The organism is Flavobacterium sp. SORGH_AS_0622 (assembly GCF_030818825.1).
Lineage (GTDB): Bacteria > Bacteroidota > Bacteroidia > Flavobacteriales > Flavobacteriaceae > Flavobacterium.
Genome location: NZ_JAUTAX010000001.1, coordinates 1,748,066 through 1,764,201, shown reverse-complemented (window position 1 = coordinate 1,764,201; position 16,136 = coordinate 1,748,066). Strand labels below are relative to the sequence as shown.

Annotated in this window: 12 protein-coding genes; 4 read left to right on the top strand and 8 right to left on the bottom strand. The window is 33.7% G+C overall.

Annotated elements, in window-relative coordinates; all coding sequences use genetic code 11:
- The 4 genes from QE431_RS07610 (at position 1) to QE431_RS07595 (ending at position 2,533) form a co-directional block, all read left to right on the top strand.
- On the top strand, positions 1–906 hold the full coding sequence (locus QE431_RS07610) for a hypothetical protein (protein ID WP_281865221.1): 906 nt from the start codon (positions 1–3) through the stop codon (positions 904–906).
- A gap of 100 nt (positions 907–1,006) precedes the next feature.
- Entirely contained in the window at positions 1,007–1,681 is a 675-nt protein-coding gene (locus tag QE431_RS07605; protein ID WP_307294477.1) for a YiiX family permuted papain-like enzyme, read from the top strand.
- Between the two features lie 89 nt (positions 1,682–1,770).
- The gene (locus tag QE431_RS07600; protein ID WP_134141121.1) at positions 1,771–2,223 is read left to right on the top strand and encodes a hypothetical protein; all 453 of its coding nucleotides are present in this window, start codon (positions 1,771–1,773) and stop codon (positions 2,221–2,223) included.
- Between the two features lie 4 nt (positions 2,224–2,227).
- The gene (locus tag QE431_RS07595) at positions 2,228–2,533 is read left to right on the top strand and encodes a hypothetical protein (RefSeq protein ID WP_307294473.1); all 306 of its coding nucleotides are present in this window, start codon (positions 2,228–2,230) and stop codon (positions 2,531–2,533) included.
- Positions 2,534–2,606: 73 nt separating this feature from the next.
- On the opposite strand, the gene QE431_RS07590 is transcribed toward QE431_RS07595, so the two are convergent.
- From QE431_RS07590 to QE431_RS07555, 8 genes are all read right to left on the bottom strand, one after another.
- Complete coding sequence (locus tag QE431_RS07590) at positions 2,607–3,998, bottom strand: M20/M25/M40 family metallo-hydrolase (RefSeq protein WP_057118497.1); 1,392 nt, start codon at positions 3,996–3,998, stop codon at positions 2,607–2,609.
- 165 nt (positions 3,999–4,163) lie between these two features.
- The gene (locus tag QE431_RS07585; RefSeq protein WP_307294468.1) at positions 4,164–6,083 is read right to left on the bottom strand and encodes a discoidin domain-containing protein; all 1,920 of its coding nucleotides are present in this window, start codon (positions 6,081–6,083) and stop codon (positions 4,164–4,166) included.
- A 28-nt stretch (positions 6,084–6,111) separates the two neighbouring features.
- Complete coding sequence (locus tag QE431_RS07580) at positions 6,112–6,900, bottom strand: glycerophosphodiester phosphodiesterase family protein (RefSeq protein ID WP_307294467.1); 789 nt, start codon at positions 6,898–6,900, stop codon at positions 6,112–6,114.
- Positions 6,901–6,987: 87 nt separating this feature from the next.
- The gene (gene bglX, locus QE431_RS07575) at positions 6,988–9,288 is read right to left on the bottom strand and encodes a beta-glucosidase BglX (RefSeq protein ID WP_307294465.1); all 2,301 of its coding nucleotides are present in this window, start codon (positions 9,286–9,288) and stop codon (positions 6,988–6,990) included.
- Between the two features lie 10 nt (positions 9,289–9,298).
- Positions 9,299–10,012, bottom strand: a complete 714-nt coding sequence (locus QE431_RS07570) for a prolyl oligopeptidase family serine peptidase (protein ID WP_307294462.1) — start codon at positions 10,010–10,012, stop codon at positions 9,299–9,301.
- Positions 10,013–10,021: 9 nt separating this feature from the next.
- Positions 10,022–11,395: a glucoamylase family protein gene (locus QE431_RS07565; RefSeq protein ID WP_307294458.1), complete on the bottom strand. Its 1,374-nt coding sequence runs from the start codon at positions 11,393–11,395 to the stop codon at positions 10,022–10,024.
- Between the two features lie 72 nt (positions 11,396–11,467).
- Positions 11,468–12,934 (bottom strand): RagB/SusD family nutrient uptake outer membrane protein, encoded by a 1,467-nt coding sequence (locus QE431_RS07560; RefSeq protein WP_307294456.1) that lies wholly within the window; start codon positions 12,932–12,934, stop codon positions 11,468–11,470.
- Between the two features lie 4 nt (positions 12,935–12,938).
- Positions 12,939–15,944 carry a SusC/RagA family TonB-linked outer membrane protein gene (locus QE431_RS07555; protein ID WP_307294453.1) on the bottom strand — a complete coding sequence of 1,002 codons (3,006 nt, stop codon included), beginning with the start codon at positions 15,942–15,944 and terminating at the stop codon, positions 12,939–12,941.
- Between the last annotated feature and the right edge of the window lie 192 nt (positions 15,945–16,136).

Genomic DNA, 16,136 nt, shown 5'->3' with positions numbered 1-16,136 from the left:
TTGAAAACAAAAATTTTATTTTTTCTTCTGACTTGTGTTTCATTAAACGCTTTTGCTCAGGAGGAAATTCCAGTACAAAAATACGCTGCTCATAATAAAGGAAAATTCTTTGTGATGTGGGGTGGAAATAGAGAAAGCTACTCAAAATCTGATGTAAACTTTAGAGGTAAAGATTACAACTTTACAGTTGAGAATATGGCAGCTCATGACAAACCAAAAGGATGGCATGTTGATTATGTTAATCCTGCAAATATGACTATTCCACAAACCAATTTGAGGTTAGGTTATTTCTTCAGCGATCACTATAGTGTAACAATTGGTGTTGACCACATGAAATATGTAATGGCGCAGAATCAAATTGCAAACGTAAACGGAAGCATTAATTTACCTGCCGATGATCCAGCTTCAATCTACAATGGTGAATACAATAATAGACCAGTAGATATGTCTCAAGGCGGCGCTAAGGAAGGCGGTTATGATAAAGGTGAAACTCAGGTAGGTGGTCCTGCTTTTTTAATGTATGAACATACTGATGGTTTGAATTACATTAATACTGAGGTAGCGAGATTTGATGATATTTCAAAATGGTTTGGATTGCCAAATATTGATAAAGTTCAAATTAATTTAACTGAAGGTTTAGGGGCTGGAGTTTTATATCCTAAAACCAATACAACACTTTTAGGAAAAGAACGTCATGATGATTTTCATATTTCTGGTTATGGTGTTTCTGCAAAAGCTGGTTTAAATATCACCTTTTTTAAACATTTCTACGTTCAAGGAGAGTTAAAAGGTGGTTATATTAACATGCCGGATATTAAAACTACAACAAGTCCTGAAGATAAAGCTTCGCAGCACTTTACTTATTTCCAACGTATTATTGCTGTTGGAGGTATTTTTAGAATCTAATATTTCGCGAAAATATATTTGTAAAATAGCTGTCAATTTATTTGGCAGCTATTTTTTTTATTATTTACTTTGCAATTCAAAGTACTTTAAACCATTCTTTATGAAAAGTAAAAAATTTCTATTTCCGTTAATCACATTACTCATCAGTTTTGGGTGTGCGCTGTTTATTTCCTTAAAAGTTTTTCCTAACAATCCGTTTACGGGAAATAAGCAAGAAAAAACAGCACCTAGTAAGTTTAAAGATGGTGATCTTATTTTTCAAACTTCAGAATCAAAACAATGTGAAGCGGTTCGTATAGCAACTAATTCGAAGTTTTCGCACTGCGGCATTATTTATGACATAAACGGAAAATTGTTTGTTTTTGAAGCTGTTCAACCTGTGAAACTTACACCACTTGAAGATTGGATTAAACATGGAAGAGACAGTAAATATGTTGTGAAAAGATTAAAAAATGAAAGTGTTTTGAAGCCTGAGGTTTTACAAAAAATGAAAGACTACAGTCAGCAGTTTGATGGCAAAGAATATGATGCTTATTTTGAATGGACAGACAATCGAATTTATTGTTCTGAATTAATCTGGAAAATCTATAAAAACGCAGCTGGAATTGAATTGTCTAAACTTAGAGAATTGAAAGACTTTAACGTAACCGATCCCAGAGTTCAAAAAATATTGAAAGAACGTTATGGCAATGAGATTCCGTTAGAAGAAAAAGTCGTTGCTCCTTCTGATCTTGCTGATTCTAATTTACTGAAAACTGTAGTAGACACTTATTAAAAATATAAAAAAAAGCTAGTCGATATTCTTTCTGGCTTTTTTATTTCATTATTTACTTTGAAATTCAAAGAACTTTTAAAATGCATTTTATGAGAGATTATTTAATAGAAAAATTGTATGAATGTTCTAAAAAGCCTTATCAAAAATATTTCAAGAAAAATGAACCTTGGAAAATTGATAAAACCAAATTAATGGATTTTCCCGAAGAAAGCTTAGGATATGGATTGGGCGGTTTTCTTCATAACAATCATTTTGATATTCAAGAAAAATTGGAAGATCACGACATTATTCATGTTTTGACTAATACAGGAGTTTCTGTCTATGAAGAAATCGGAATGCAGTATTATTTATTTGGAAATGGAAAGAGAAGCTTGTATCTGTATATGGTAATTCTAACTGGAACTATCTTTTATCCAAAGCGAATAAACTACTTCTTTCAGCAATATAAAAGGGGTAGAAAAGCGCTGTCATTTCATTATTTGGATTTTTCAAAGATGCTGTTTATGCCCATAAAATCTATTCAACAAACTTTTAATATTTAGTAAAATGAAAACAATTAACGAACAACCTTTCAAGGAAAAACAATCTCTAGAATTAACGATTGGTTCATTTGTAATTACTACATTCTTGTTTGCATTATATATTATTTCCAACGAGGATCCAACTGTTTTAGTTATTGCCTGGCCATTTGCTTTAGCGGCAATAATTGTTAATGTAATTATGTTTATTCATCTGGCAGAAAAATTTCTTCATTTACCGCAACAGCGAAAAGAGATAGGTTTTAAAATCTTGCTACTGCTTTCTAATATTCCAATAACATTCTTTTACTATTTTATTGTGATGAAATCTTGATTCTGAAAGTTTAATTCATAAAAAAAGCTATAAGTGTAAACTCATAGCTTTTTTTATAATGCATTTTAAAATCTTAATTTGCTTTTTTAATGTCAATTCCGTTTTGGTCTAACAAATAGATTAGCGAAGTCATTGTTGCCGCTCCAAGCTCTAGCTCTCTTTTATTGATAGCATCAAACTTGTCATTTGCCGCATGATGATAATCGAAATAACGCTGTGAATCTGGTTTTAAACCTGCTTTAACAATTGCCTGCGAAGTTAAATGACTAATATCTGAACCTGCGTGGCCAATTGTAAAACTATGTACTAAATAGGGCTCAAAAAGATCTTTGTATCCTTGAATTTTTTTCAAATTAGCATCATCTGCTTCAATTGAAAACCCTCTTGGTGAAAATCCGCCAGAATCACTTTCTAACGCAAAAATGTGGTTTTCATTCTTTTGTTTTGATACTTTTTCATATTCAGCACCGCCTTTTCCGCCATTTTCTTCGTTCATAAACAATACCACACGAATCGTATTTTTAGGTTTGTAATTCAAATTTTTCAAAATTCTAATTACCTCCATACTTTGCACTACTCCTGCTCCATCGTCATGAGAACCATCTGCCAAATCCCAAGAATCTAAATGTCCTCCAACTACCATGATATTTTCTGGACTAACCGTTCCAGTCAATTCTCCAATTACATTATAAGACAGTGCATCTGGTAAAGTTTCACAAGATTGTTTGAAATAGAACTTTAAAGCTGGATTTACTCTTAAAGATTTACTCAACAACTCTGCTCCATTTGTACTTATTGCTGCGGTTGGAATATATTGCTCTTTTGGTAAGTCACCATAACTTTGTGCACCTGTATGAGGAAAATCGTCTAATCTTAAATTCATTGAACGAACGATCGTTCCTACCGCTCCTAGTTTTGCAGCTTCTTTTGCTCCTGCATATCTTTGGTCAACACATGCTCCATAAGAAGTAAAAGTTTCAATATTTTCAGGGTTCATTGGTCTGTTGTAAAAAACAATTTTTCCTTTTACTTTGTCTGCTCCCAATTCAGCTAATTCTTTAATTCCCTGCACTTCGATTATCTCTGCAGTAATCCCAGTTTTTGGAGTTGCTACAGAACCTCCTAAAGCACAAATTGGCACTACAGTTTTTATTTTTCCGTCTAAGATGTAGGCTGTTTCTTTTTCACCTCTAACCCAATGCGGCACCATAACTTCTTGAAGATATACTTTATCTAATCCAAGTGATTCTAATTGTCTTTTTGTGTAATCGACAGCTAGTTCTGCTCCTTTAGAACCCGATAATCGAGCTCCAATATCATTAGAAAGATATTCCAGCCAAGTGTAACATTTTGCTTCGGTTAAAGCTTTCTTATAAAATAATTTGATGTTTTTTTCGTCATTTGACTGAGCAGACGACAGCAATCCGTTTAAAACTAAAGCAGTTAAAAGAATCGTTTTTTTCATAGTTTCTATAGTAATTTGGAGTTTATTCTGCCTTTGGCATGTTCACAAAGGAACAAAATTCTTAAGAGTTAAGAAGCTATTTTTTCAACCTTTTCTCAAAAAAAAACTCCAATTGCAAATTCTTCAATTTGCAATCGGAGCTTTTAAATATTTAATAAATAAAGATTATTTTACTTCTATAATCTTATTTTTTGTTCCAATACCGTTTTCATTAAAAGGCTCTATGGTAAAATAATATTTTGTGCCTTTATCTAAACCTCTAAAATCGTATGAAATGTCTCCATAAACCATAATGCTGTTGTATAATTTATCTGGAGAAATTCCGTAATAAATATTATACCCAATTGCATCATTTTGTTTTTTCCAAGTAATCATTGCATTTCTAGAATCTGCTTTGTTTCTATCCACTTTAAAAGAAGCAACCGCTTTTGGTTTTGTGGCTAAACCATTTCCAAAAACCCTGAAATCAGAAATTGCGAATAATCCAGAAGCGTTATGAATGTTTTCCATTTTGATATAACGCGCTTTAATCGCTTTTGTAAGCTCTACATAATCATGTGGTACATCTTTATCGTTATTAGATTTATCTACAACCAGAGTCCAATTAACAGCATCATCAGACATGAATATCTTGTATTGATAATAAATATCCATTGCTTTATTGAACTGAGTTGCTTTATGATCTGCATAATTAATCTGCAAAGCATTAATTTCCATTTGTCTTCCTAAATCCATTTGAAGCCATTCTCCTGGATTACTAGTTTTAGCAGACCAATAGGTTTGAATGTTTTCATCTGTAAGGTTATCAGGTCCGTAACAGAACTTCTCGTATACTTTTTTGCCTCCGTTATCCATTCTGTGTGTTTCTACTTCCATACATTCTTCTGAAGAAGAAACTGTTACTGGTTTCTTGTAAGAAAGTAACATCCATCCTGATGAAGCTCCTTTTGTCTGATCACGCTGACTTGTTGGAAGAACAATAGGAAAATCACCGTAAGAGGTAATAGAATACATTACATCATCTTTATCAAATCCGGCAGGAAACATATCTATACGGCGCTCAAAACGATCTTTAATAGAGATTTTACAAGTTCCCGTGTTCCAGTAATTACCAAAATTATCCGCAAAAGTATTTCCGTGCCCAGCTCCAATTACAAATCCGCCTGGTTTATAAGACATCGGATTGTGCTTTTGGTATGTAAAAGGCCCAAGTGGATTATCACCTACATGAACTCCGTTTGCATACCCCTTAAATTCTGTTGCAGGCGCGCCATACTGCATGTAATACTTTCCGTTGTGTTTGGTCATCCAAGCTCCTTCAATAAAATTTCCCCAAGGTGCTGGTTCCATATCATTATTTGGTCCGAAACGTTCCCAGCCGTGAGCTGAAGGTTCTAAAACTGCAACTTCTTTTATTTGCCCATACGGACGCTGAATATCTTCTACTTCTGTTGCTTTGTATAATGTAGCATAATCAGCCTGATTTCCTTTTGGAAGCCAAGTTTTATAATCAACCTCAACACCTACAAGAGGCAGTTTTCCGCTAGAACCATAATACATATAGACTTTTTTATCATCATCCTGAAAAATTGCAGGATCCCAAGTCGGCAGCATTGCTTTGTCTACGTGACGTATCCATCTTCCTGATTTTGGATCGGCAGTTTTCCAGATTGGATGATCTCTTTTCCAAGTAGAACCAACGTAAAATAATGTGTCGTTTACAACCCAAGCTGCAGGAGCGCATTGGTCATCATCGCCTGGCTGTCTTTGGAAACTTCCATAAACAAAATTCCAATCAGACATATCTTTACTCCAAAAGAAACCTGCCTGATTTGTCGCAAATAAATAATATTCGCCTTTATAGGTAATAATTACAGGATCTGCACTGGAACGGCGTGATTCTGGAATTCCGTTGTGATTATGAGTTGTGTAATTGTACCCAATATTAATTGGATTACAATAGGTTGTTGCTGGTTTGTTAGGATCAAACCATTCTGTTTTACCTAAATTTTGCGCCAATAAATTGTGACTAAAAAGTATCACAAATAAAATTGACAAGCTCATCAGTTTATATATCTTTTTCATTGTTAGTTTTTTTTGGTAGGTTCGAAGATTATTTTTTAAGATTTAATCTTTCCTTTAGAAGTTCAGGTTCATTCGTCGTTATGTAATTGAATTTATGCTCAATAATCCAATCCATATCTGCAGCTTCATTCACTGTCCAAGCATTTAGGATAATTTTGTTGTCTTTTGCTTCTTGTATCCATTCTGGATGTTTTCGAAAAACTGAATAATGATAATCTACACCATTAATCTTATCTGCTTGTACTTCTTTTGGTGATTTATTCCCTTCTAAATATTGTAAAGAAGTTTTGGCATCAACCATTCTAATTTGTTTTAGAATATCATAATCAAAACTTATGTAGCAGGTATTTTTATCTGCTTTAAGTTTTTTAATAGTTTCGACTGTCAATAACGCTGTCTTTTTCCCTCTTTCCTTACTTATTTCTGAAGGTTTTATTTCGCAGACCATAAGAGTTTGTTTGTTGTTTCTTTTCCCTTCTGAAATATATTCATGCAATGTTGGAAGTTTCTCTCCATTGGAAAGTTTAAATTTGATCAAATCTGCATAATTGGTTTCTTCAATCAGCATTTTGTTGTAATGTGCATCATGATTGATAACAAGAGAATCATCTGCAGTTCTCCAAACATCGAATTCTGAACCTGGTAATTTTAAATCAATTGCATGTCTCAATGATGCAATAGAATTTTCTGGCAGGTTATTTTTTTTCCATGCACCGCGATGTGCTACAATTGCATTTTTTTGTGAATTGCAAGAAGAAAAAGCAATCAGCATTGAGAATAAAAAAATCGAGCGGGATATTTTAAACGTATTCATCATAACCGTAGTTAAAAAATTACAAAAAAGGTTTTTCAGTTTAAAAAAAAGCCCTCCAAATGAAGGGCTTCTCACTAATCAATAAACCAACTATTTAGTTAACTCAAAACTAACTTTCTTATCGGCATTTGAATTTCCTCCAACGAAAATATCAAACTGTCCAAGTTCTGCTACGAATTGTAAATCAGAATTATAAAATTTTAAATCTTCAACCGTGATATCAAAAGTCACAGTTTGTTTTTCACCTTTTTTAAGTGTTATTTTTTGGAAACCTTTTAGTTCTCTAACTGGTCTTGTTACTGAACCAACTAAATCTCTAATGTATAATTGAACTGTTTCTTTTCCGTCAAAATTTCCAGTGTTTGTTACATCAACTGTTACTTTTAATTTCCCGCTGAAATTCATTTTATCAGAAGAAATTTTAAGGTTTGAATAATCAAAAGTAGTGTAGCTTAAACCAAATCCGAACGGGAATAATGGCTCGTTTCTTTCGTCAATATAGTTTGATCTGAATTTCTCGAATTTTCCTTCTGTGTTAGAAAGAGGTCTTCCAGTATTTTTATGAGCATAGTAAATTGGCAATTGTCCAACACTTCTTGGAAAAGTTGAAGTTAATTTTCCTGATGGATTTACATCTCCAAATAAAACATCAGCAATAGCGTAACCTGCTTCTGTACCAGCAAACCAAGCATTTAAAATCGCTGGAACTGTTTTTTCTTCGTCAGTGATCACTAAGGGACGTCCGTCAAATAAAACTAAAACAACCGGTTTTCCTGTTTTTAATAAAGCGTTTAGTAAATCTTTTTGTGCTTGTGGAATTTGCAAGTTTGTGCGGCTGCTAGATTCCCCGCTCATTTCTGCAGATTCTCCAAGAGCAGCAACAATTACATCTGATTGTTGAGCAACTTTTAAAGCTTCTGCTAACAAATCTTCTTTTGAACGTGCATCACGGTGTAATGTTTTTCCAAACATTGTAGCGTTTGTTTCAAAAGTTTCATCATAATCTAAATTACTTCCTTTAGCGTATAAAACTTTAGTTCCTGCTCCTGCAACTTCTTTGATTCCTGCTAGTAATGAGACAGCATTTTCCATTTTAGTAGCTACACTCCAAGTTCCGGGCATATTTTCTTTAGCATCAGCTAATGGTCCGATAAGTGCAATAGTACCTGATTTTTTAAGAGGTAATAATTGGTTTTGATTTTTCAACAATACCAATGATTGAGAGGCAATTTGACGTGCTTCTTTTCTGCTATCCATTGTAAAGATTTCAGTTTTAGCTCTTTTTTCATCACAATATTTATACGGATCTTGGAACAATCCTAAATCATATTTTGCTTCTAAAATAAGTTTTACAGCATTATCGATTGTTTCGATTTTTACTTTTCCTTCGTCTAAAGATTTTTTCAAAGTACCTAAGAAACCTTCTCCAACCATATCCATTTCAACTCCAGCGTTTAAAGCTAAAGCAGAAACTTGTTGTAAATCTCCCATTCCGTGTTCGATCATTTCAGGAATTCCTGTAAAGTCTGTTACCACAAAACCTTTGAAACCCCATTGTTTTCTAAGAACATCTGTCATTAACCATTTATTTCCAGTTGCTGGAATTCCATCAATTTCGTTGAAAGATGCCATAACCGAACCTACACCTGCATCAACTGCCGCTTTGTAAGGAGGAAAATAATCATTAAACATTCTGATATGGCTCATGTCTACAGTATTGTAATCACGTCCTGCTTCTGGCGCACCGTATAAAGCGAAGTGTTTCACACAAGCTAAAATTGAGTTATTTTTTGAAAGATCATGCTGCTGATAACCGTTTACCATTGCTTTTGCAATCTGACTTCCTAAATATGGATCTTCTCCTGAACCTTCAGAAACTCTTCCCCAGCGAGGATCGCGAGAAACGTCAACCATTGGAGAGAATGTCCAGTTTATTCCGTCTGCACTAGCTTCTTTTGCAGCAATCTGAGCACTTCTTTCAATTAATCCCATATCCCAAGTACAAGAAAGTCCTAACGGAATTGGGAATGTTGTTTCGTAACCATGAATAACATCCATACCAAAAAGCAACGGAATTTTCAAACGGCTTTGTTCAACCGCAATTTTCTGTACTTCTTTAATTTTTTGAACTGATTTAATGTTAAACAAACCTCCCACTTTACCCTCAGCAATATTTTTTGCCACATTTGAGCTGTTTGCCTGCCCTGTAGTGATATCACCAGATGTTGGCAAGTTTAATTGACCCAATTTCTCGTCTAAAGTCATTTTTGACATTAACTCTGCTACAAATTCAGACTTTGGTTTAATTTTCACTGTATTTTTAGTGTTCTTTTTTTGAGCGTAACCCAAAACAGCACATCCTAAAAAAAGTAAGACTAATTTGTTTTTCATTCTATTTTATTTATTTGTTTGTATTCGTTTTTCTCTGCTGTAACATCCAGTCGTAAATAACTGCATTATCATAAACTCTTGTCCAGCTGTCATGATTAGCATCATCAAAAATGGTCAGCTTTACATCTTTTGCATTACATTTTTTCAATTCTTTGTAAATTGTGAACGCATAATTCACGTTTACAACATCATCCAGTAATCCGTGAAAAATTCTGGTTGGAATATTGGCTATTTCACAAGCGTGCTCTAACTGAATTAAATCTACAAAACCAGCGACAGGTACGTTTGCTGCAAATAGATCCGGATGTGCAAAAGCCAAATTCCATGAAGCCCAGCCTCCTGAGCTTAAACCAGTAACATATATTCTTTCTGAATCAATTTTGTTTTCTTTCTGGATTTTTACAATCAGCTGATAAATCGATTCTATATCCCAATTTTCATCTTCTTTACATTGCGGAGCCAGAACGTAAGCATCTAATTGATGTGTTTTTAGATATTTTAAAGGACCATTAATTTTTACTTTTTCAAGATCAGTTCCTTTTTCTCCATCCCCAGAAATAAAAACTATTAAAGGCTTTTTTTCTTTTGTATTTGCGGGTTTATGTAATACATAGCCCAGCTCATACTTTGCCATTACTACTGTATTAATTTTTCCAGTTGTTTCACTTTGGCTAAAACCAAATGTCGAAATCAACAGGGATAAAAAAATTAATTTATACTTCATACTAATTTTTTAAATCCCATATTTTCCTGATTTAAATTCCAGTTTTGTCAAACCTTGTTTTACTTCAGGTGCATTCATAAATAATTTCCATAATAGACCTGTTCTGTAGTTTTCTATCATTACCACTTCAGGACCTTGATCGATTGCTAAATAACGTTTTGCAACCCATTTATTTCCTAAACTTAAAGCATCATAAAAACCTGCATTGCCCCAAGTTTCTTGTTTATGATTTTCGTATAGATTGCGTATGAAAGCCATTGATTCTTTCGGCGTATATACAATTGAACTGATTGCTGCGGTTGGCGAAATCACACCTTGATCATTGCTTGGCATATGTGCATTGTATCCAATAGAACCATCAGGGTTTCTGGAATATGACGCTGTTAGTCCCCAATAATCAGCACCATATCCCTCAACCTTGTTTGGATTTTCAACACAATAATGATAATTTATTTTAGTTTGATTTACGTTTAAATCCCAGTAATTTGCATATTTATCGCTCAATTGATTTGGATCTAAACCTACATAAGAATAATGCGCCCAGAATAAAGGACCACCGAATTCTTCTGCACCATTATGTTTTAAAATTAAAGGAATGTTATATTTTGTTTTAGGAGAAACGATGTCTCCGCTTCTCGCCCATCCTTCATGATACGCTTTCGCATCAATTGAATGTGTTGGCGAAGATGCTGCCATTACATAAGTAATTAGACATTCATTATATCCTTGTAAAGGAAAATTCATCTGCCAGTCGTAAGTAGGTGACCAATGCCAGTACAAAACATTTTTATTGTTTGTATACCATTGCCAGTCAACACCTTTCCAAAGTGCATCGTATTTTTGAGCAACTGCTTTTTCTTTTTCAGAACCATCTTTAAGATATTCACGAACAGTAATCATTCCTGCAACCAAAAATGAAGTTTCGACTAAGTCGCCGCCATTATCCTTGGTTCCAAAAGGCTTTACTTTTCCCGTATTTCCATCGATCCAATGAGACCATGCTCCATGAAAACGATCTGCCTTGCCTAAAAAATCTGCAATTTTGTTCAGTCTTTCAACTCCTTGCTCTTTTGTAATATAACCTTGAGACATTCCTGAAACAAGAGCCATTAAACCAAAACCAGAACCACCTGTTGTTACAATATTGGAATCGTTTTCAGGATAATTTCCGTCTGGATGGTAACGCTCTCTGGCTAATCCAGAGTTTGGTTCTGCGTAATCCCAGAAATATTTAAAAGTTTGTTTTTGAACAGCATCTAAAAGCTGTTCGTCTGTTAATGTAGTAACAGAAGTATTTTCTGCTGCATTTTCTTTTGCCTTATCCGCATTCGATCCACAACCAAAAAGAGTAAAAGCTAAAAATAAAACTGAAATTCTAATCATTATAGAGATTTTTGAGATTGTAATAAAATCACTTCCTTCAAAATTTTGAAGGAAGTGATATATAGATATTAATTAATAACCGCCAGGGTTTTGAGTTGAGTATCCAACTGATTCTCTAATAAAAAATGTTGGAATTGGAAATAACTCATGTTTACCAACTACAAATGTTTTTCCATCAGCAGCCATTGCAGCTGGAGCTTGACCTGTTCTAATTAAATCAAACCATCTATCATGTTCGAAAGCCAATTCTACTCTTCTTTCTTTCCATATAGCAGTTCTAACATCTGATTGAGAAACGGCAGGAGTATCTCCTAAATTAGCTCTGTGTCTTACTTGGTTTAATAGCGGAATAGCTGCTCCAGTTTGTCCGAGTTCATTTAAAGCTTCTGCTTTCATCAATAATACTTCTGCATATCTTAAGTATCTAAGATTTGTATCCGTAAATTCAACATTATAAAAATCAGATGAATATGCTTTGTAATTATACATTGGATTAGATACAGTTGATGCAACTACACGTCCATCATATAAAACTGATCCTCTAAAGATAATTGTGGCAGCTCTTCTAACATCACCTGCTTCATAAGCATTTGCTAAACCTTGAGTTGGTGTATTGAAACCCCATCCCCATCCTCCTGCACCTCTAGGAGCCTGAGAAACAGTATAATTACCAATTCCTAATTTTAAATCTGAGGTTGGTGAACCAACACCATTAATTTCAAAAATTGACTCAGATCCAAACTCTCCTTCTTTTTTAAACTGCAAAGAATAATCTGAAACTAAAGAATAACCTGTTACTTTATCACAGTTATCAATTACTTCCTGCCATTTCTTTTGGTATAAGCTAACTTTTGCTAACAATGCATATGCAGAACCTTTAGAAACTCTTTGTCTGTCGTTACCAGCATATGCAGATTTTTCTGGTAATAATTCAGATGCTTCAGCTAAATCTTTTTCAATAAAAGCATATACTTCAGCAGCCGTTCTACGAGTTAACTGCATTACTTTATCATCTTCAGTTAGTGGGACATTTGTTAAACGGTCTACAATTGGAACTCCTCCATAGCCTTTTACAAGAGTAAAATACATGAAAGCTCTCATAAATTTTGCTTCTCCTATTAGTCTATTTCTTAATGCTGGAGTAACTTTATCTAATTGAGGTAAGTACGTTAATGCTTGATTACATCTGTTAATTCCTGCATAATTTGCTTTCCAAACACTTTCAAATGATGGAGTTGAAGCATTGTATGTCAACGCGTCTATCACATCTTTATCTGTTCCTGTATCTCCTGGATCAGAACCTTTATCAGCATCATCTGAAATTATACTTGTAACAGCATTCCATCCAAAAGATGACATGTCCCAAGATAAAAATTGGTTATAAATTGATGTAACCAATTCAGTTGCTTTACTATCAGTATTTAGATACTCTGGATCAACTGGAATTTTATCCGTCTGATCAACATCTAAAAAATCATTTGAACATCCTGCAAAGAAAAGTCCTGCAAGCAAAAACAATGATATATATAATCTTTTCATAATATTAAAATTTTAAATTAGCCCCAATAACAAATGATCTCAATGAAGGGTAAGCATCCAGCTCAACACCTTGAGTACCTGTCACTAATTCTCCGTCTCCTAAAGCTTCTGGTGAAAATCCTGAGAATTTTTGAGTAATAAATGGGTTCACAGCATTTACATAAATTCTGCAATAGTTGATAAATCCTTCTTCTTTAAGTGGAAGTTTATATCCTAAAGTGATGTTATTTATTCTAAAGAAATCTGCTGATTCTAAATAATACGTTGAAGCAACTGGAACTTGATTAAACGGAGCTGGATTTGAAGCTGTTGTATTTGTTGGAGTCCAGAAATCTCTTGTAAGAGAAGCTTCTACATTTTCTCCAGAAAAACGTTGTGCTTTTTTCCCATTGTAAACTTTTGCTCCTCCTGTTCCATATCCGTCAACAGAAAAATCGATGCTTTTGTATGTAAGACCTAACGTAACACCGTAGTTTGTTGTAGGTAATACTGAACCAACATATTTTTTATCATTAACTTCATTTAATGCACCTTGGTTAACTTTGTCGCCATTTGCATTATAATATAACATTTGTCCGTTTGCAGGATCGATTCCAGCATATTCGTACATGTAAAAACTTCCTATTGGCTGGCCTACAGAAGTAATATCTAGAATTTTGGTATTTTGACCATTACCTAAATTTCCTGAAACAATTGGAGCAATGCTTGGATTGTTTAGACTTGCCAATTTATTTTGGTTATGAGAAAAGTTACCTCCTACCCAGTAGCTCAAATTATCGTTAATTTTATCGTCCCAACGTAATGAAATCTCGTAACCTTTGTTACTTACCTCTCCTACGTGAGTGGCCGTTCTCTGTGTAAGTCCTGAAGTTGAATATGGTAAAACATACAAAATCGCATTTTTAGTGTTTTTATCATATAAATCAAAAGATCCTTTTAATCTATTTTTAAACAATTCAATATCAAAACCTCCAGAAAGTTCTTCTACAATTTCCCAAGATAAATTAGGGTCAACTGCAGAATCTACTGTTATTCCAGAACCAGAATCTGGACCATAGTTCAATCCTGATGTAAATGTTTGATTGTTTAAAGGCACTTTTTGATTTCCTAATCTACCCCAAGAACCTCTAAGTTTTAATAAGTTGATTTCTTCTACATTACTTAAGAAGCTTTCTTTAGACACAATCCATCCAAGACCAAACGACGGAAAAGTTCCCCAACGATTACCTTCAGAAAATTGTGAAGATCCGTCACGTCTTACAGTACCTGTAAACAAGTATTTGTCCATTAATTTATATTGGAAACGTGCAAAATAAGATGATAATTTTGACTGATTTAATGCTACGTCATTATATCCTACTACGCTTGGCGCATATTGAACTCCATCAAGTGCCCAATAATTAGAATTAGCTTCAACATTTTTTCTTGTAACTGTTAATTTTTCTCTAGTACCAATTACGTTTGCTTCAATACCTGCTGTAACTTCAACATCATGGATTTCTGCAAATATTTTGTTGTATGTAAAATAGTTAGATAAATTCCAGTTGAAATACTGATCTCTATTTCTTGTTAAAGTATTTGTATTTAAACTTTTTGTATCATAAGCCGCAGCAATACGGTTAGGATCTGCTGCTAACCAAATAGCCAAGTTATCTACATAGTTATACTGTTTGTAAGTATAAAATTCTCCGTTAAATTGAGATGTAAATTTTAATGATTTTGTAATATCATAATCTAATTTCAAACCACCTTGTAAGATTACAGTTTGTTGCTGCTCATTATTATAATCTAGAGCACTTACTGGGTTTCCAACTGAGTTAAATTGAGAACCACTTTCTGCTACTACTCCATTATTTACAAATGGAACACCATATTTGCCATCAGCATAACGAACAGGAACCATTGGAGATTGTCTATAAGCTGTAGTGAAAGCTGACAATGGCTTTGGAGTATTTTTTATAGAACTTACACTGAAATTTTGGCTTAATTTAAGTTTATCAGAAATTTTATATTCGTTGTTATTTCTAATAGTAGTACGAGAATAATCTGTTCCATTTAAAATTCCTTTCTCTTCGTAATTTCCAGCACTTAAAAAGTATTTAACGTTTTCTGATGATCCAGAAATAGCAATATTATTTTCTGAATAAGTACCTGTTCTTGTAATTGCATCATACCAATTTGTATTAATTGGCTGATTTAAAGAGAATTTATTTGGATCATTAAAAGCAGCGTTACTATAACGAGCAAATTCCTCGCTATTAGCCATTTTAACTTTTTTCAAAGCAGTTTTAAAACCACTGTAACTATCAATGTCTACAGTAAGTTTTCCTTTTCCTGCCTTAGTGGTAATCATGATAACTCCATTTGCACCTCTTGTACCATAAATAGCAAGAGCAGAAGCATCTTTTAAAACTTCATAAGAAGTAATATCATTTGTATTAATGTTATTGATGTTGTCTGTTGGCATTCCATCAACAACATACAAAGGATTTCTACCTCCTAATGCTGTACCAACCCCTCTAATAATTACAGAAGGTGTGCCTCCAGGAGTATTTGACGATGTAACTTGAACACCAGCTGCTTTACCTTGGATAGCTTGAGTGGCATTTGATACCTTCATTTTTGTAATTTCTTCTGATTTTAATGAGCTAACAGCAGAAGTATTATCAATTTTCTTTCTGGTACCGTAACCGATAACAACTACTTCTTTTAATGCAGTATCACCTGCTTCTTTCAAAGTAATCGACATAACGCCAGCAGCTGCAGGTACAGAAACTGAGTCGAAACCAAGCATAGAGATTTTAAGAGTTTCTCCAACCTTAGCATTAATGGTAAAATTACCGTCAAAGTCAGCATCAGCAGAAGTTCTAGATTCTGGAGCACTAATAATTGCACCAGGAATTCCCATTCCACTACTGTCTACTACTTTTCCTTTAATTGCTTGTGCCTGTACCATCATATATGATGGCAGTAACAAGAGAGCTAAAAAGCTAAAAATAAAATTTTTCATACAGTACGTAATCGTTTAAGTTAGTAGAGCCAAATTAAACAATTACAACGTTGTAGTACATCAAATACCACTACAACACAGCTACATCATTATGTTAAAATATCAGCATATATTAATGATAATCAACACACTAAATGTTAAATAAAATTCATTAACATAACGTTATGATGTAGTAATGATGTATTGGAATTC

Coding starts and splice junctions, on each gene's coding strand:
- QE431_RS07560 (WP_307294456.1), bottom strand. CDS start 12,934: ATGAAAAGATTATATATATCATTGTTTTTGCTTGCAGGACTTTTCTTT.
- QE431_RS07570 (WP_307294462.1), bottom strand. CDS start 10,012: ATGAAGTATAAATTAATTTTTTTATCCCTGTTGATTTCGACATTTGGT.
- QE431_RS07590 (WP_057118497.1), bottom strand. CDS start 3,998: ATGAAAAAAACGATTCTTTTAACTGCTTTAGTTTTAAACGGATTGCTG.
- QE431_RS07600 (WP_134141121.1), top strand. CDS start 1,771: ATGAGAGATTATTTAATAGAAAAATTGTATGAATGTTCTAAAAAGCCT.
- QE431_RS07555 (WP_307294453.1), bottom strand. CDS start 15,944: ATGAAAAATTTTATTTTTAGCTTTTTAGCTCTCTTGTTACTGCCATCA.
- QE431_RS07580 (WP_307294467.1), bottom strand. CDS start 6,900: ATGATGAATACGTTTAAAATATCCCGCTCGATTTTTTTATTCTCAATG.
- QE431_RS07595 (WP_307294473.1), top strand. CDS start 2,228: ATGAAAACAATTAACGAACAACCTTTCAAGGAAAAACAATCTCTAGAA.
- QE431_RS07605 (WP_307294477.1), top strand. CDS start 1,007: ATGAAAAGTAAAAAATTTCTATTTCCGTTAATCACATTACTCATCAGT.
- bglX (WP_307294465.1), bottom strand. CDS start 9,288: ATGAAAAACAAATTAGTCTTACTTTTTTTAGGATGTGCTGTTTTGGGT.
- QE431_RS07585 (WP_307294468.1), bottom strand. CDS start 6,083: ATGAAAAAGATATATAAACTGATGAGCTTGTCAATTTTATTTGTGATA.
- QE431_RS07565 (WP_307294458.1), bottom strand. CDS start 11,395: ATGATTAGAATTTCAGTTTTATTTTTAGCTTTTACTCTTTTTGGTTGT.